This window comes from Burkholderia sp. LS-044 (genome assembly GCF_004803625.1).
GTDB lineage: Bacteria > Pseudomonadota > Gammaproteobacteria > Burkholderiales > Burkholderiaceae > Burkholderia > Burkholderia cepacia.
Genome location: NZ_SSWO01000016.1, coordinates 1 through 14,607, shown reverse-complemented (window position 1 = coordinate 14,607; position 14,607 = coordinate 1). Strand labels below are relative to the sequence as shown.

General features: G+C 64.4%; 13 protein-coding genes. 5 read left to right on the top strand and 8 right to left on the bottom strand.

The window, feature by feature from the left end:
• Window positions 1-32: 32 nt before the first annotated feature.
• The gene (locus E9536_RS31515) at window positions 33-548 is read left to right on the top strand and encodes an SRPBCC family protein (protein WP_049097657.1); all 516 of its coding nucleotides are present in this window, start codon (window positions 33-35) and stop codon (window positions 546-548) included.
• A gap of 87 nt (window positions 549-635) precedes the next feature.
• On the opposite strand, the gene E9536_RS31510 is transcribed toward E9536_RS31515, so the two are convergent.
• The 7 genes from E9536_RS31510 to E9536_RS31480 all read right to left on the bottom strand — a co-directional run bounded on the left by E9536_RS31510 (window position 636) and on the right by E9536_RS31480 (window position 9,236).
• On the bottom strand, window positions 636-1,685 hold the full coding sequence (locus E9536_RS31510) for an ABC transporter ATP-binding protein (protein WP_136472033.1): 1,050 nt from the start codon (window positions 1,683-1,685) through the stop codon (window positions 636-638).
• Window positions 1,686-1,713: 28 nt separating this feature from the next.
• The gene (locus E9536_RS31505) at window positions 1,714-3,312 is read right to left on the bottom strand and encodes an iron ABC transporter permease (protein ID WP_136472031.1); all 1,599 of its coding nucleotides are present in this window, start codon (window positions 3,310-3,312) and stop codon (window positions 1,714-1,716) included.
• Window positions 3,313-3,314: 2 nt separating this feature from the next.
• Window positions 3,315-4,349, bottom strand: a complete 1,035-nt coding sequence (locus tag E9536_RS31500) for an iron ABC transporter substrate-binding protein (RefSeq protein WP_136472029.1) — start codon at window positions 4,347-4,349, stop codon at window positions 3,315-3,317.
• A gap of 65 nt (window positions 4,350-4,414) precedes the next feature.
• Window positions 4,415-5,713, bottom strand: coding sequence for an iron uptake transporter deferrochelatase/peroxidase subunit (gene efeB, locus E9536_RS31495; RefSeq protein WP_136472027.1), 1,299 nt, complete (start codon window positions 5,711-5,713; stop codon window positions 4,415-4,417).
• A gap of 11 nt (window positions 5,714-5,724) precedes the next feature.
• The gene (locus tag E9536_RS31490; RefSeq protein WP_136472025.1) at window positions 5,725-6,858 is read right to left on the bottom strand and encodes a hypothetical protein; all 1,134 of its coding nucleotides are present in this window, start codon (window positions 6,856-6,858) and stop codon (window positions 5,725-5,727) included.
• A 65-nt stretch (window positions 6,859-6,923) separates the two neighbouring features.
• Window positions 6,924-8,390 carry a carbohydrate porin gene (locus E9536_RS31485; RefSeq protein ID WP_119338885.1) on the bottom strand — a complete coding sequence of 489 codons (1,467 nt, stop codon included), beginning with the start codon at window positions 8,388-8,390 and terminating at the stop codon, window positions 6,924-6,926.
• 576 nt (window positions 8,391-8,966) lie between these two features.
• Window positions 8,967-9,236 carry a hypothetical protein gene (locus E9536_RS31480; RefSeq protein ID WP_136472023.1) on the bottom strand — a complete coding sequence of 90 codons (270 nt, stop codon included), beginning with the start codon at window positions 9,234-9,236 and terminating at the stop codon, window positions 8,967-8,969.
• 27 nt (window positions 9,237-9,263) lie between these two features.
• On the opposite strand from E9536_RS31480, the gene E9536_RS31475 reads away from it, so the two are divergent.
• Both E9536_RS31475 and E9536_RS41655 read left to right on the top strand, forming a co-directional pair.
• On the top strand, window positions 9,264-10,820 hold the full coding sequence (locus E9536_RS31475; protein WP_247873542.1) for a tetratricopeptide repeat-containing glycosyltransferase family protein: 1,557 nt from the start codon (window positions 9,264-9,266) through the stop codon (window positions 10,818-10,820).
• Between the two features lie 1,044 nt (window positions 10,821-11,864).
• On the top strand, window positions 11,865-12,038 hold the full coding sequence (locus E9536_RS41655; protein WP_155633678.1) for a hypothetical protein: 174 nt from the start codon (window positions 11,865-11,867) through the stop codon (window positions 12,036-12,038).
• 232 nt (window positions 12,039-12,270) lie between these two features.
• Here the strand turns inward: E9536_RS41655 and E9536_RS31470 are convergent, their stop codons facing one another.
• The gene (locus E9536_RS31470) at window positions 12,271-12,981 is read right to left on the bottom strand and encodes a response regulator transcription factor (RefSeq protein WP_136472019.1); all 711 of its coding nucleotides are present in this window, start codon (window positions 12,979-12,981) and stop codon (window positions 12,271-12,273) included.
• A gap of 371 nt (window positions 12,982-13,352) precedes the next feature.
• On the opposite strand from E9536_RS31470, the gene E9536_RS31465 reads away from it, so the two are divergent.
• Both E9536_RS31465 and E9536_RS31460 read left to right on the top strand, forming a co-directional pair.
• Window positions 13,353-13,652: an H-NS histone family protein gene (locus E9536_RS31465; RefSeq protein WP_081063877.1), complete on the top strand. Its 300-nt coding sequence runs from the start codon at window positions 13,353-13,355 to the stop codon at window positions 13,650-13,652.
• 605 nt (window positions 13,653-14,257) lie between these two features.
• Entirely contained in the window at window positions 14,258-14,494 is a 237-nt protein-coding gene (locus E9536_RS31460) for an ESPR domain-containing protein (protein ID WP_136472017.1), read from the top strand.
• Window positions 14,495-14,607: the final 113 nt, after the last annotated feature.

The following is a 14,607-nucleotide window of genomic DNA, read 5'->3' as shown; positions in this document are numbered from 1 at the left end:
CTCATGCCCCTGACGGGCATGCCGGAGGCTGCATGGCGGAATACCGGTTCTCGACGACCTGGCGCGTGGACGCGCCGCTCGCGGCGGTGTGGGATGCGATCTACCAGGTCGACCGCTGGCCCGACTGGTGGAAGGGCGCTGTACGCACCGTCGAGATCGAGCCGGGCGACGTGCGCGGCGTCGGCGCGCTGCACCGGTACACGTGGAAGGGCGCGCTGCCGTACCGGCTGACCTTCGACATGCGCGTGCGACGCGTCGAGCCGCGTCATGCGCTCGAAGGCCGCGCGAGCGGCGCGATCGAGGGCGACGGATGCTGGTCGTTCGCCGCCGACGGCGCACGCACGATCGTGCGCTACGACTGGCACATCCGCACGCACGTGCGCTGGATGAACCGGCTGGAGCCGCTGGGCCGGCCGCTGTTCCGATGGAATCACGACGTCGTGATGCGCGAAGGCGCGAAAGGGCTCGCGCGGCTGCTGGGCGCGGCCGTCGAGACGGACGGCCGGACTTTCCGGCCGTTGCCGGATGCGGGTTGCGCCGATGCCTGAATGCGCGTGAACGCGTGTAAAAGCGCCGAACGCCGAACGCCAAACGCCAAACGCCAAACGCCAAACGCCAAACGCCGCGCCAACCGCTCAACGCGCGTACGCCATCACCGCGCCATCCACCACCAGGGCGACACGTTCGCTCACAGCCGGACACCGGTGTCCCGGCACGCGTGCGCGCACGAGCACGTCGGGATCGGCATCGAGGCGCACGACCACGTCGGCATCCTGGCCCGCGAACTGCGCGGCTTCGACGCGCGCCGTATGGCCGCGCGCGGCATCGGCCTGCGTGACCGGCACGATGCCGATCTGCTCGGGGCGCAGCATCGCGTCGGCCGGCCCGTCGGGCAGCGGCGCGACGAGCGGCAGTTCGCCGAGCGCGCAGGCGATGCGCATGCTGCGCACGCGGCCGGCGAGCAGCACGGCCTGCCCGACGAACGACGCGACGTCGCGCGTGACCGGCTGCCGGTACAGCGTCTGCGGCGCGGCCGTTTGTACGAGGCGGCCGTGCCACATCACCGCCACTTCGTCGCCGAGCGTCATCGCCTCGGGCTGGTCGTGCGTGACGAGCACCGATGTCGCGCCCGCCGCGGCGAGCGCATCCGCGACCGCGCTGCGCGTTTCGTGGCGCAGCGACGTGTCGAGCGCGGAGAACGGTTCGTCGAGGATCACGAGCGACGGCTCCGGCGCGAGCGCGCGGGCGAGCGCGACGCGCTGCTGCTGGCCGCCCGACAGTTGCTGCGGCGCGCGGCTCGCATACGATGCGGGCAGCCCGACCATCTCGAGCAGTTCGTCGACGCGATGATGGCGCCGCCGCGCCGCGCGCGGCAGCCCGAAAGCGATGTTGTCGGCCACCGACAGATGCGGAAACAGCGCGCCTTCCTGCGGCACATAGCCGATCCTGCGCGCCTCGGGCGGCAGGTGCAGGTCGGGTGCGGCCACGCGGCGCCCGTCGATTTCGACGGTGCCGCGCTCGGCGCGCTCGAAGCCGCACAGCACGCGCAGCAGGGTGGTCTTGCCGCTGCCGGACGGGCCGAGCAGCGCGAGGCGCGAGCCGCGCCGCACCGTGAGGTCGATGTCGTGCAGGACGGTGTGCGATCCGAACGATTTGGACAGGCCGTGGATGCGTAGTTCGCTCATGGGCGGTTCCGGGGAAAAAGGGCGGCGCTCAGTTGCGCACCGACGCGCGGCCGAGCAGCAGGAACAGCAGTCCCGATGCGCCGAGCGACAGCGCGACGAGCAGCGCCGCATAGGGCGCCGCGGCGGCGAACGCGAGCGTCGCCGTATCGCTCCACACCTGCGTCGCGAGCGTGCGGGTGCCGATGGGCGACAGCAGCAGCGTCGCGTTGAGTTCCGTCACGACCGAGATGAACACCATCGTCGCGGCCGCGCCGAGGCCGGGTGCCGCGAGCGGCAGCACCACGCGCGTGAGCGTCGCGCGCCAGCCGAGGCCGAGCGCGCGCGCGGTTTCCTCGAGCCGGACCTGCACGTGCGACAGCGCGGCGCGCACGCTGACGACCGCGAGCGGCAGGAACAGGATCGCGTACGCGGCGACGAGCGCCGGTGCGCTCTGGTAGAGCGGCTGCAGCAGCCGCACCGTGATCGACACGATCGCCAGCGCGACGACGATGCCCGGCACGCCCTGCACGGTCATCGCCGTGCGCTCGAGAAGGGTGGCGACGCGGCCCGGATAACGGACCAGCAGGAACGCGAGCGGCAGCGCGAGCAGCGTCGTGACGGCCGCCGCCGTCAGGCCGTAGCCGGACGACGCGAGCGTGGCCTGCCACAGCAGCTCGGGCGACACGTCGGCCGGCGTGACGGCGGCCGCGCCCTGTTGCGTGAGCCAGTAGCCGATCATCGCGAGCGGCACGCCGAGCGTCGCGGCGGCGAGCGCGGCGAACGCGACGGTGACGGGGCCGCGCAGGTTGCCGAGCGGATAACGCATCGCGACGCGGCGTGCGGCGCGGTGCGTATGACCGTAGCGCGCATGGCCGCGTGCGCGCGCCTCGATCGCGAGGCACAGCAGGCACAGCGCGATCAGCACGCAGCCGAGCAGCGACGCGCCGCCGCCGTTGAACGCGGTGCGGTATTCCGCATAGATCTCGGTCGTGAACGTGCGAAAGCGCAGCAACTGGAATGCGCCGAACTCGGACAGCACGCCGAGCGCGACGAGCAGCATCCCGCCGCACAGCGCGGGGCGCAACTGCGGCAGCACGACGCGGAAGAAGGTATGCCAAGGCGAGCAGCCGAGCGTGCGCGCGCTTTCCTCCAGCGCGGGGTCGAGTTCGCGCAGCGCGGCGGCCACCGGCAGGTAGACGAGCGGGAAATACGCGGAGGTCAGCACGATCAGCGCGCCGAGGAAATCCTGCAGGTCGAGGCTCAGCGACACCCACGCGTAGCTCGTGATGAACGGCGGCACCGCGAGCGGCGCGGCCGCCAGCGCGGTCCACAGCGGCCGGGCCGGCAGGTCGGTGCGCTCGATGAACCACGCGAGCGCCGTGCCGAGCAGCGTGCACGCGAGGGTCGCGGCGAGCGTGATCGACAGCGTGTTGACGAGCAACTCGCCGACGAGCGGGCGCCACAGCAGCTCGATCGCATCGTCGACGCCGAAGGTGGCCGCGCGGTACAGCGTGAAGCCGAGCGGCAACAGGATCGCGAGCGGCCCGCACACGGCCGCGGCGACGAGCGCGCGCGACGGGCGCCGCCGGGTCGCGGTGCGCTCGCCGTCGCGCGCGGTGCGCGCCGTGCGGGACACGGCGTCGCTCATGCTCAGAGGAGGCCGGCCTGACGCAGCAGCTTGCCGGCCTGGCTGTCGTCGCCGAGCTGTTCGAACGTCAGCGCCGGCGGGCTCAGTTCGTTGAACGGTTTCAGGATCGGATCGGGGGCGACGCCCGGATGCAGCGGATACTCGAAGCTGACATGGCCGCCCGCCATCAGCTTCTGCGCACGCTCGCTGACGAGATACGCGACGAACTTCTGCGCTTCCGGCTGGTGCTTCGACGCTTTCAGCACCGCGGCGCCGGACACGTTGACGGCACCGCCGACGTCGCCGTGGCCGAAGTGGTGGATCGCGCTGCGCGTCGACTTGTCGCCGAGTTCGGCGTGCAGGCGGTCCCAGTAGTAGTTGTTGACGATGCCGGTCAGCACGCCGCCGCGGTTGACGGCCGCCGTCACGCCTTCGTCGTCGTCGAAGATCTGCGCGTTGGCCTTCAGGCCCTTCAGCCATTGCAGCGTCGCGGCCTCGCCATGCAGCGCGAGCACCGCGCTCACGAGCGGCAGGAAGTCCGCGTCGCTCGGCGCGACGCCGACCTTGCCCTTCCATTCGGGCTTCGCGAGATCGAGCAGCGACGCGGGCAGCTGCTGCGGCTGGATTTTCGCGGTGTTGTAGACGAGCACGTTCTCGCGCGCGAGCACGCCGACCCAGTTGCCGTCGGCCGGGTTGAAGCGCGCGGGCACCGACTGCAGCGTGGCGCCGTCGGTCTTCGCGAACAGGCCCTTGCGGTCGAGCAGCACGAGCTCCGGCGAGTTTTCGGTGAAGTACACGTCGGCCGGCGTGCGGTCGCCCTCCGCGGCGATCTGCGCGGCGAGCGCGGGGCCCTCGCCCGAGCGCACCTTCACGGTGATGCCGCTCTGCGCTTCGAAGTCCTTGACGAGCTGGTTCACGACCTGCTCGTGTTGCGCGTTGTACAGCGTAAGCGTCGCGGCATGCGTGCGGGTGGCGTGCAGCGCGCCGGTCAGCATCAGCGCGGCGGCCGCCGCGGAAATCAGGTGCCGCAGCGGGCGGCTAACGGGTGAAGTGGTCATGTCGTTTTCAGCAGGTTGCATCCGGTCGGGCCGGAAAGGTGTGCGTTGGCTGGCGTGGCGCGACGTCATGCGTCGAACAGCGCGGCGCCGATGTACGAACCGGGTTGCGCGCCCGGCGGGCACGCGAAGATCGCGCTGCCGACGTGCGTGGTGAACTGGTTCATGATGTCCAGCTTCGAGAGCTTCTCGTTGATCGGAATGAAGCCCTTGCGCGGGTCGCGCTGGTGCGCGACGAACATCAGCCCCGCGTCGTACTCGGTCTGCTGGCGCCATGGCGGCCAGCGTTCGATGTAGAAGCTCGTGCTGTCGTTGTACGAGTACGCGCGGCGCAGGATCTGCGCGCCGTTGTTGACCTGCGGCGATGCGAGGCGCGCGTGCGAGTTGTCGGGGATCACCGGGTTGCCGTCCTTGTCGGCTGCGTCGAGGTCGAGCGCCTCGAACTCGTCCTTCTGGCCGAGCGGCGCGCCGCTGTACTTATGGCGGCCGACCACCTGTTCCTGGAAGCCGAGCTCCGTGTTGTCCCAGTGTTCGAGCGTGATGCGGATCCGGCGCACGACCGTGTAGGTGCCGCCGTTCATCCATGCCGGACCTTCGCTGCCGGCCCACACGAATTCGTTCATCGCGGCCGGATCGGACATCGGCGGATTCATCGTGCCGTCCTTGAAGCCCATCAGGTTGCGCGGCGTCTCGCCGGGCTTGCCCGACGTGAAGCCGGCCTGGCCCCAGCGCATCTGCGTCGCTTTCGCGCCGAGCCGCGCGAGCTGGCGCACGGCGTGGAACGCGACCTGCGCGTCGTCCGCGCATGCCTGGATGAACAGGTCGCCGCCGGTCTTCTCGGGCAGCAACTGGTCGCCGTTGAAACGCGGCAGGTCGACGAGCGCGGCGGGGCGTTGCTTCGCGAGGCCGTAGCGGTCCTTGCCCGCGAGCGCGAACAGGCCGGGCCCGAAGCCGAACGTGATGGTCAGGCGCGCGGGGCCGAGGCCGAGCGCGTCGCCCCCGTCGGCCGGCGCGACTTCGTCGCCGCCCGTCGCGGCGAGCGGTTGCGCGGTGTCGCCGCGCGTCATCCGCGCGGCGGCGTCGGTCCAGGTCTTCAGCAGCGCGATGACGTCCGCGCGCTGCGCCGTCGTCAGGTCGAGCGCCGCGAAATACGCGTGGCGCTGCTGCGGCGTCGCAATGCCGCTCTGGTGCTGGCCGTAGAACGGCTCGACGCCGTCGTGCGCGGGGGCCGGTGCGGCGGCGGGGGCATCCGCCGCCTTCGCGGCCGGCATCGACGCCGCCGCGAGGCCGGCGGCCACCGCGGCGCCGCCCGCCTTCAGGAAGCCGCGCCGTGCGGGGCGGGGCGGCTGGTTGTGATCGTCTGCCATGGTTCGTTCCGTTACTTCGCGAGCAACAGCGTGTTGACGTCGTCCGCGACGTAGTAGAAACCGTCGCCCTCGGGGGTCATTGCGATGCCGAACAGGTTGCCGTTGCCGGGGGGCGACTGCGCCTTGTCGGTGTTGATCCAGCGCGCGTAGAGCTGCTTGCCGGCGACCGGGTCGATCTCGACGACCTGGCCGTTCTGCGCGTTGGTCGCGAGCAGGTGGCCGTTCGGTGCGGTCGCGAGCGCGAGCGGGCGGCGCAGGAAACCATCGGCGGTGACCTGGCGGCCGACGCCCGCGCTGGTGTCGCGCGTGAGCGGGTCGTCGATTTCGACGATCCGGTTGCCGATCGCGTCCGACACATACAGCTTCTTCTGGTCGCCGGACAACGCGAGGCCGGTCGGGCCGACCAGGAACACGCCCTTGTCGGCCTGCGCGCCGAGGCCGCTCGCGACGACCGTTTCCTGCTTGATGACGGGCGGCTTGCCCGCCGGCACGTCGAGATCGAGGCGCAGCACGGTCGCCTGCTTGTAGACGGGCGGGTTGCCGTCCGCGCGGCCGACGCCGAAGCCGGCCATGCTGACGAACAGCGTCGCGCTGTCGCCGCGGTCGACCACGGCCATGTTGCCCCACGGGTCGTTGATGTTCGGGGTCGACCACGTCGATGCGATCTTGCCCTGCGGATCGAGCACGATCAGGCAGCCGGCCCCCTTGGTGTTCGTCGTGCCGTCGTTGCTCGGCGTGCTGCCGACGATCACCCAGCCGGATTTGAGCATCGTCATCGCCGTCGACAGGCCGATGCCGCCCGGACACGCCTTCAGGTCGCGCGGGATCGATGCGAACAGGCTCAGCTGCTTCGTCGACGGGCGGTAGTCGACGATCGTGCTGCCGGTACCTTGCAGGTTCGCCGCGTTGTTGAAGTTGTCGACGAGCACGTCGCCCGCCTGGATCGTGCCGGCCGACACCGGCGCGACCGCGATCGCGTACGGGTTCTGGTCGCCGTTGCCGGGCACCGTGTTGACGAGCGTGGTGTGGCGATGCAGCGTCTCGAGGAAACCTTGCGGCTCGGCGAGTGCGCCGGCGGCGGCCGTCAGGGCGGCGGCGGCCAGTGCGCCCGTCGCGAGGCGGCGAAGCGGGGCGGATTGAATCATGTGAATCTCCTGGAGGGCGCGCCGTCCGGGCGGCGCACGAAAAACGGGTCGCGTGGGCGCGTCGCTCAGAACGTGATCGTCGTACGCGCGCCGAGCACGAACGTGTTGCGCAGCGGCTGTGTCGCGTCGCTCGGGTTTTGGCCGGCGCCCGCGTTGAACGTGTACTGCGCGTCGGCCTGGACGATCCACCACGGGTTCACCTGGTACTGGTAGGTCGCTTCGAGCGTCGTCTCGCGGGTGCGCACGCCGTACGGGCCGGTCGCGAACGTCCGCGCGGCCTGGTCGAGGTCGGTCACGTGGTTGCCGACCTGGATGTACGTGACGCCGAGCCCGACGCTGTCGTTGTCGCGGCCTTCGAACGGCGCCTTCAGCACGATCCCCGCATTGGCCGAGAAGCTCACCAGGTTGCGGTCGCCCGGCGCGCCCATCACGCGCGCGAACACGCCGAGGCTGCGCGGGCCGGTCGGGTCGGGGCGCCAGATCATCTGGTCGGCCACCGCGTAGAAGCTGTAGTCGCCGTGGCGCAGCTGCGCGTTGCCGTTCGACGCGGGATCGGAGAGCGACAGCCCGTCGGTGCCCACGTTCTGGTCCGCGAAGCGGCCGTTGTGATACCAGACGCCGATCTTGTAGGTGCCCGGCAGCCCGTTCGAGCGGCCGGTGTCCATTTCGCCGTCGGACGGCTGGTTCAGCGCGTACTGCAGCTCGCCGATATAGAGCGTGCCGTTGTGCAGGTTGAAGCTGGTGCCGCTGAGGTTGTTCGGGTTGTTGCCGAGCGGGTCGCCGTCGAACACGCCCGCGAGCGCGGTGAGCTTCGGCGTGATCTGCGCGCGCACGCGCACGCCGAGGCCCGCGAGCGGATACGCGGGGCCGCCGTTGGGCAGGTCGTACGACGGCAGTGCGGGCCAGCCGAACATCGTGTTGACGAACGTGTTCGCATACGTGCTGACCATGAATTCCTGATCCAGGCTCTGCTGGCCGATCTTCACATCGACGCGCTTGTCGAGGAACGACTGCTGGTACCACAGCTCCCACAGGCGCGTCGTGCCCTGCGCCTCGATGCCGCTCGCGGTGTTGAGCGTGCCGAGGTTCCGCGCGCTCAGGTTGGTGCCGTGGATCTGCAGCGCGCTGACGTTGAACGTGCCGCCGGCCAGGCCGATCGCCTTCTGCGTGTCGACCGTCAACGTGGCCGTCGTCAATCCGTCGTAGGCGCCACCGCGGTTCAGGCCGCCGCGCAGGTTCGCGAGGTATTCGCTGGTTTCGGTGATCTGCAGTGTCGCGCCGTACTTGCCGAGCCACGGGCGGATGCCGCCCATGTCGCCGAGCAGGCTCTGGCGCGTCCAGATGCCGGTCCACATGTTGGTCGGCTTCGCCTGGATCGAGAGGTCGGCCTCGGGTGCTTCGGGTTGTGCGTCGACGGGCACGTCGGCGAAAGCGGCGCCGCTCGCGAACGACGCGCATGCAAGGATGGCCGCGCAGGCGGCGGGGCGCATCCGGGCACGGACGCTGTCTCCCTGGAACGACGCAAACTTCATATCAAATCCCTGGTTCTAATTAGTGTGGAGTCCTGCTTGTCGGCCGCTGTCCGGACGCTCGGCTCCGATTGGCCAGGGCACGAAGCGAAGCGCAACGCGGCGCATCGTAGGAGTGTCAAATGGGAAAGTCAATGTAAACGAGAATGATTCGCATTAAATTACCGAATGTAATCCAGGGCCTTACGGAGAGGGCGTTTGGCGTGTTTAGTGCGGAGGTAAACCGTAAATATCGGCGTAATGAAAATGAATGCTTCGATGCGAAGCGATGGATCCGCGGGGAGGGGCGCGCGAGGCATCCGGCTGGGTTCCGGCGATTAATGTCGAGGCTCGTTCAGATTCGGACGGCCCGTGTTGTCGAAGCAAGGCTTCCGGACGAGGCACGCTTCCGTCGTTGAGTCGATGGTTCGCATGATTTTGAATGACCGGTTCTCGCAGGCCGATAACGGTGATCGCCGAAGGCCGCAAATGCCTCCCTCTTTCTGGATGTGACAATCGTTCAAATCTAGCCGTGTGCGGACGCGTACCATCGTCAATGCTCTGTTACCGGAGCACTTCCCCTCGGATTTGACGCCAAGCTCACGCTTGGCTTTTTTCTGATCGAGGTTTTTTGCGGGGCAGGATGTTTTCGGACGGCATCCGGTCACGACCGATCTCTGGATAACGTTTGTTCAACGACGGCTCGAGGTCTGGTTGAATTTTCAAACTGACACGTCGACGTTGGAAGGGCCCCCGGAAATCGCCGGTCTTCGACGCGCGCCCCATGCAACGCCGGCAAATCGGCATTGAGGCGGTAATGGATATCCAGCGTCCATCTTCCGGGTCCGAACTGCGCTGCGGAACGTTCACTGCTGTGGACTGCTGATCGGGGTTGCCGTGGAATCGAATCTTGAAGATATCCAGTTGTGCTATGACAAGGCCATCGAGGCTTATCACGCTGGCCAGCCTGAACGCGCTCTTCGGCTGGTCGAAGACGTTCTGAAGGAGTACCCGTCGAGCGGTGATGCCCTGCATCTGAGAGGGCTTATCGCCTTTTCATTGGGTAAGGCCGAGGATAGGGCTGAGGAGGCAGAGGACTGGTTCAAGAGGGCTATTGACGCGTCTCCCAATGCCATCTTCTACAACAGCCTGAGCGTGGTGCAAACACGATTGAGGGCATTTTCGCAGGCGGCAGCAAGCGCGCGAAGCGGTCTGGCGTTTGCCGAAGATCACCAGCCGGATCTGGACACTTCGAAGTTGTTGTACAACCTGTGCCTGGCTTTGGTGCTGGACGAAAAGCCGGAAGACGGCATCGATATTTGTCGACGCACGATTGAACGAAATCCGGCACGTTCGGATGCCCATAGCTATATGGGCGTGTGTCTCAGCCTGTTGGGCGAGACCGACCTCGCAATCAGTTCGTATCGTCGAGCAATCGAGTTGGATCCCAAAAATCTCGTAGCCTGCGGCAACCTTGGATATGCATTGCTTCGCGCCGGTGAATATAAGGAGGCCTGGCCATACTTCGAACACCGGTGGGTAACCATGCTGGCGGGCGATTCGTATCCCGGGGCGAAGTACCCGGCTTTGCCGATCCGTCGGTGGCAGGGGCAAGGGCTGCCGCCTGGCGAAAACCGCCTGCTCGTTCTGGCCGAGCAGGGATTGGGCGATACGTTGCACTTTTGTCGATATCTCGAAATGGCGCTTCGGCAATTCACTGCAGTTGGCCTTTTATGCCCGAAACCACTGCGCCGGCTGCTGACTGATTCGCTCTGCTCTCGGTGGCCAAATCTGACGTTGCTCGACGACAAGTCATTCGACCCGCTTCAGTGGGACTGGTATTGCCCGCTGCTGTCGCTGCCGATGGCCTTCGGAACGCAAGTAGACAACATTCCCGCCGATCTGCCTTATTTGTACGCGAATCGGCGACGGTCGCGAAAATGGTCATCGAAGGTGGCGAAGTTGCAGCCACGCACCTTGCCACGCATCGGGGTGGTCTGGGCGGGAGGGCATTCGGGCACGCCCGATGATCGCCGGCGTAGTATCGATCTGGATACGATGGCGCCATTGCTTGCGTGGCCTCACGCGCACTGGATCAGCTTGCAGAAGGCGGATGACATTTCGAAAGAGCTTTCTCACGAGAAGTATCCACACGTAGTCGACTGGATGCACGAGGTGAGGGACTTTGCCGATACAGCGGCCCTCATCGACGCGCTGGATCTTGTCATTTCCGTTGATACCGCGGTCGCTCACCTGGCCGCAGCCATGGGGAAGCGCGTGTGGTTACTGAACCGGTACGCGGGCTGCTGGCGCTGGTTGCGCAATCGCGACGACAGTCCGTGGTATCCCGGCATGCGACTCTTTACCCAGACCGCGCGTGGAAACTGGACTGACGTAATCGAACGCGTCTTGTCTGAATTGGAGCTCACGGCCTCGGCTTTGTCGACGAGATGAAGTCAAATGTTGCGTGAGGTGTATTGGCGTGAGTAGTTGGCAAACGGGTCAATCGGAACTGCTACCCGGATCGTGCCGAACTACGGCTTCCAGGCGCTTCTGACGACCGTGTCGAGTGTCCGCTGGCCGGTTGTGACCGTTCGATGCAGCGCATGAATCTTCGATATTCCGATCCAGTCAACTGAAGTTTCGATGTCTTTGGCGGAGTAAAATTCGCGAGCATGATTATTTGTATTACTAATAAAAAATATGGTGTGGCATTAAATCCGGCCTCACCCATGGGAGTCTATGACGCCCCTCTTCCGGGGCAACGAGTGCCTCCACCGGGGATGCGTTCAGGGACCGTCGAAAAGTCCGGTCAGCCATCGAGACTCGGGGCGCTCGTGACCGGTACGCCACCTCGTGACCAAGGCATCTTCATTGCGATCGACGCTACCACGGTCGACGCGACCGCCCCAATCACGCATCGTGCGGCCGACCATCGGGCGTTTGAATCGAGTCGACGCTTCCAGGCGCGGTCCAAGCGTTGGTGCGCAGATTTCCCGGTGTGGGTCGATCGGCGCATTCGGCCTAACGATGCAGTGGTGGCGCTGAAATGAATAGAGCGGTGTTCGGCATGTGCGGTCTGCTGATCTGCGGACTTGTCGTGGCACTGGTGATCGTCCTGGAAACGGCGCCGACACCGCAGGAAAAAATCGCGCAGGTGGCAAAGCCCGCGAAGGTGAAGTGAAGATGCGTGTTCTGTTGACATTGTGGGGAAGCGCGATCGCACTGGCTGTCTGTGTGGCCTGGCTTGCCGATCGCCCCAAACATGGTGAGCCTGTGCCGCTTGCGTCTCGACTGATTCAAGGCTCGGCGAAGTCGATCGTCACGCCGCCGCGTGAGCAGGCTCGGTAACGGCGGCTCGCGCCGTCTCTGGTGCCGGTTGCGAACGTACCGATGCCGGATGCGAATTTCCGGCCTTGTGCAGCACAGAGTGAGACTTCATGCGGTGATGCTCGGGGGCGATCGATGCGATTCGTGGCTTCCGACGTGAGGATGAAAATGCAACATTCCCTTTATCGAGTTCTGAGCGTCACGGCGTTCGCCTGGAAGTTGACGGCACCGGCAGAGCGGGAAGTCATGGTCAAGGGTGCGTCGACGATCGATATCGACCGCCGTATCGTGCAACCAGCCGTCGGCTTGCGCGACGGTCAGTGCGACGACGCGATTGTCTGACTGCAATCGCTCGGTGCCCACAGGGCAGCCGAACGAGCCGCGACAGCGCCGGGATCGCTGCAGATTGTCGTCGATCCCGGTTGCGTGTGGTTCGCAGCTGGATTCATCGATCACGTATGGCGTCTTCAGCATCGGTCTTTGCGCCTGTCTTGAACTCAAACCGCATATGTTGCTGCTGTAACGACGCTGGCGGGCACACAGAGCCGAATGTCGTGAGCGCTCTAGGAAGCAGCTACTCCCCATCGACCGTGTGACTGGAATCGAGCAACTCCAACCGGTACCCGTGATTGTAAACAGCGCGAAGTCGAACACCGTTTTCGGGCGTGATTCGCAGCTTGGAACGCACGCGATAGATGTGTGTATCGAGCGTCCTGGAGATGTGATCGCTATGGCGTCCCCATATCGACTTGATCAACGCTTCGCGAGGCATTGCGCGACCACAATTTTGAAACAGCGCAACGGCGACGTTGAATTCTCTCGATGTCAGTTTAATCGGCTCGTCACTCAGGAACACGGTTTCGGTCACGAGATCCAGACGGTAACGACCGATGTTGATCGATGTCGGCGTCGCGTTCACGGGATAGGCCCGCCGCAGGAGTGCACGGACTCTTGCGATCAGCTCATGGCGTCGGACAGGCTTGACCATGTAGTCATCAGCGCCTGCATCAAGCGCAACGACAAGCTGTTCCTCGCGCACTCGATTCGTCAGGAACAACACGGGGAGGTCTCTGCCGACTCGCGCACGAATCCAGGCAAGGACTTCCAGCCCGGAAATATCCGGCAAGTTCCAGTCGAGCACGATCAGGTTGAAGGTATCGGTTTCGAGGAGGCGTATGGCTTCTGCGCCGCGGGTAGCGCTTCGGACATCGAACCTTTCTGCGATCAGGACATCGCAGATAAACGCAGCCTGTGCTGGCTCGTCGTCAACGGTAAGAATTTTCATTGGAACCATTTTTTTCGTGTTGCTTAAATCCGTGCATACCCTCGTGCGTGGGGCAGCTTGTGTTTTCAGATTTAAGTGAAAGCTAATCGAAATATTTTGTCTGGGCGTTGTATGGCCGAATGGCAGGATTGATTTGCGAAATAGAGTGACATTCTTGAGCGGTCTTTTTGTCAACTTTTATGAACAGAATGGATATTGGGGTGCGGTTGATGTGTGACAAATGTTGTCAATCGCTATTGCTCGTCGATATAGCATGTTTCATATGGATTGTTGGGCGAGTGCGAGTTCAGGTAGTGGAGTGTTTTTGTGTTGTCGACTCGATCGGTGCTTATTTTTATGTTTTACGAGATGTAATTATATAAATGCGCAACCTGGAGTCTCATCGGCGGTATTTGGAAAGAAGGGCGAATCTGGAGGCTCGAATTGCTGAAGAGCGGCGAGCGGCTGCTGAGGCGATTTTGCTCGAGATTAGATATTGCGTCCGTGAGTTTGGGTTTTCTCCTGAGGATATATTTACGGCCGATATCCTGCGCCGTGCGACGAAACGGCGGCCGCGTTATTTCGACCCGGTCAGCGGAGCGACGTGGTCAGGAGTAGGGCGGGCGCCTGAGTGGATTCGCGATAAGGATCGCAAGCAGTTTGAGATATCCAATTTTGATCGTGAGAATTGAGCAAACGGGTTTTCCCGATGATGCGGCGGTCGCGTGTGCATGTCTCCCGGTGTTGCGTCGGCAATTGTAATGGTGTGAAGGGTCGCCAATCTCTGAGGTGTTTGGGTCACGATCCATCTTTTAATGAAGATGGGTGTTGGCGTCGACGGTGAGGGCGAAATATAAATTGTCGGGGTGAGGCGCGCGGCGACTGTTCCTGTTGCTGTGTGTTCGGTGATGTTTTTCGATAATAAGATTAATTAGTTTAAAAAACATATCGAAATAATTTTCATGATTTTCACGCGATGGAAATGACGCGCCCGCAGCGGAGGAATGGGAGTCGCTGATTGTCGGTGTGGTCGTTTCGATAGCAAGCACTTTTTATATTTTTGCCAGCAGTAGATGAAATCAGCATTCGGCATCTCGTATGGAGCTATGCCGACATGACACTGCGCGACATTTTCCGCAGCGGCCGGCCCGGCGAAGGACGGGGCTGGGTGCAAAGGCATAAAAGTCGCCCACGATGAACTCCCCGCGGGGCTGCGGGGGATTGTGTTTCTTTCACAAGAGCCGCTGTTTTTTGGTGCGAGTTCCGATCGGCCGGGCAGTACAACAGGGAGAACAAAATGAACAAGATTTACAAGAATGTCTGGTGCGAGAAGACGGGCACCTATGTGGCCGCATCGGAAACTGCGAAAGGGCGAAGGGCGGGTGGGACGAGCGCCGTAGTGGGGGCGTTGACTGCTGTGGTGTTGTTGGGGGGAGGATCCTTCGCGTCGCCGGACGTGTATGCCGCTGCATTTGTCGTTTGTGGCAATGCATCGACTGCTGCTCTCATTCCGACGGGCCGGACCTATCCGTGATTTCGTGGGCGGGGCATATCATGAGGTGTAAAAGTCATGGATATGCCAATGAAGAAGAAAAGGCAAACTGTAGCGCGTCAGGCAGCGGCCCGCGGGCCGCTGCCTGAACTGCC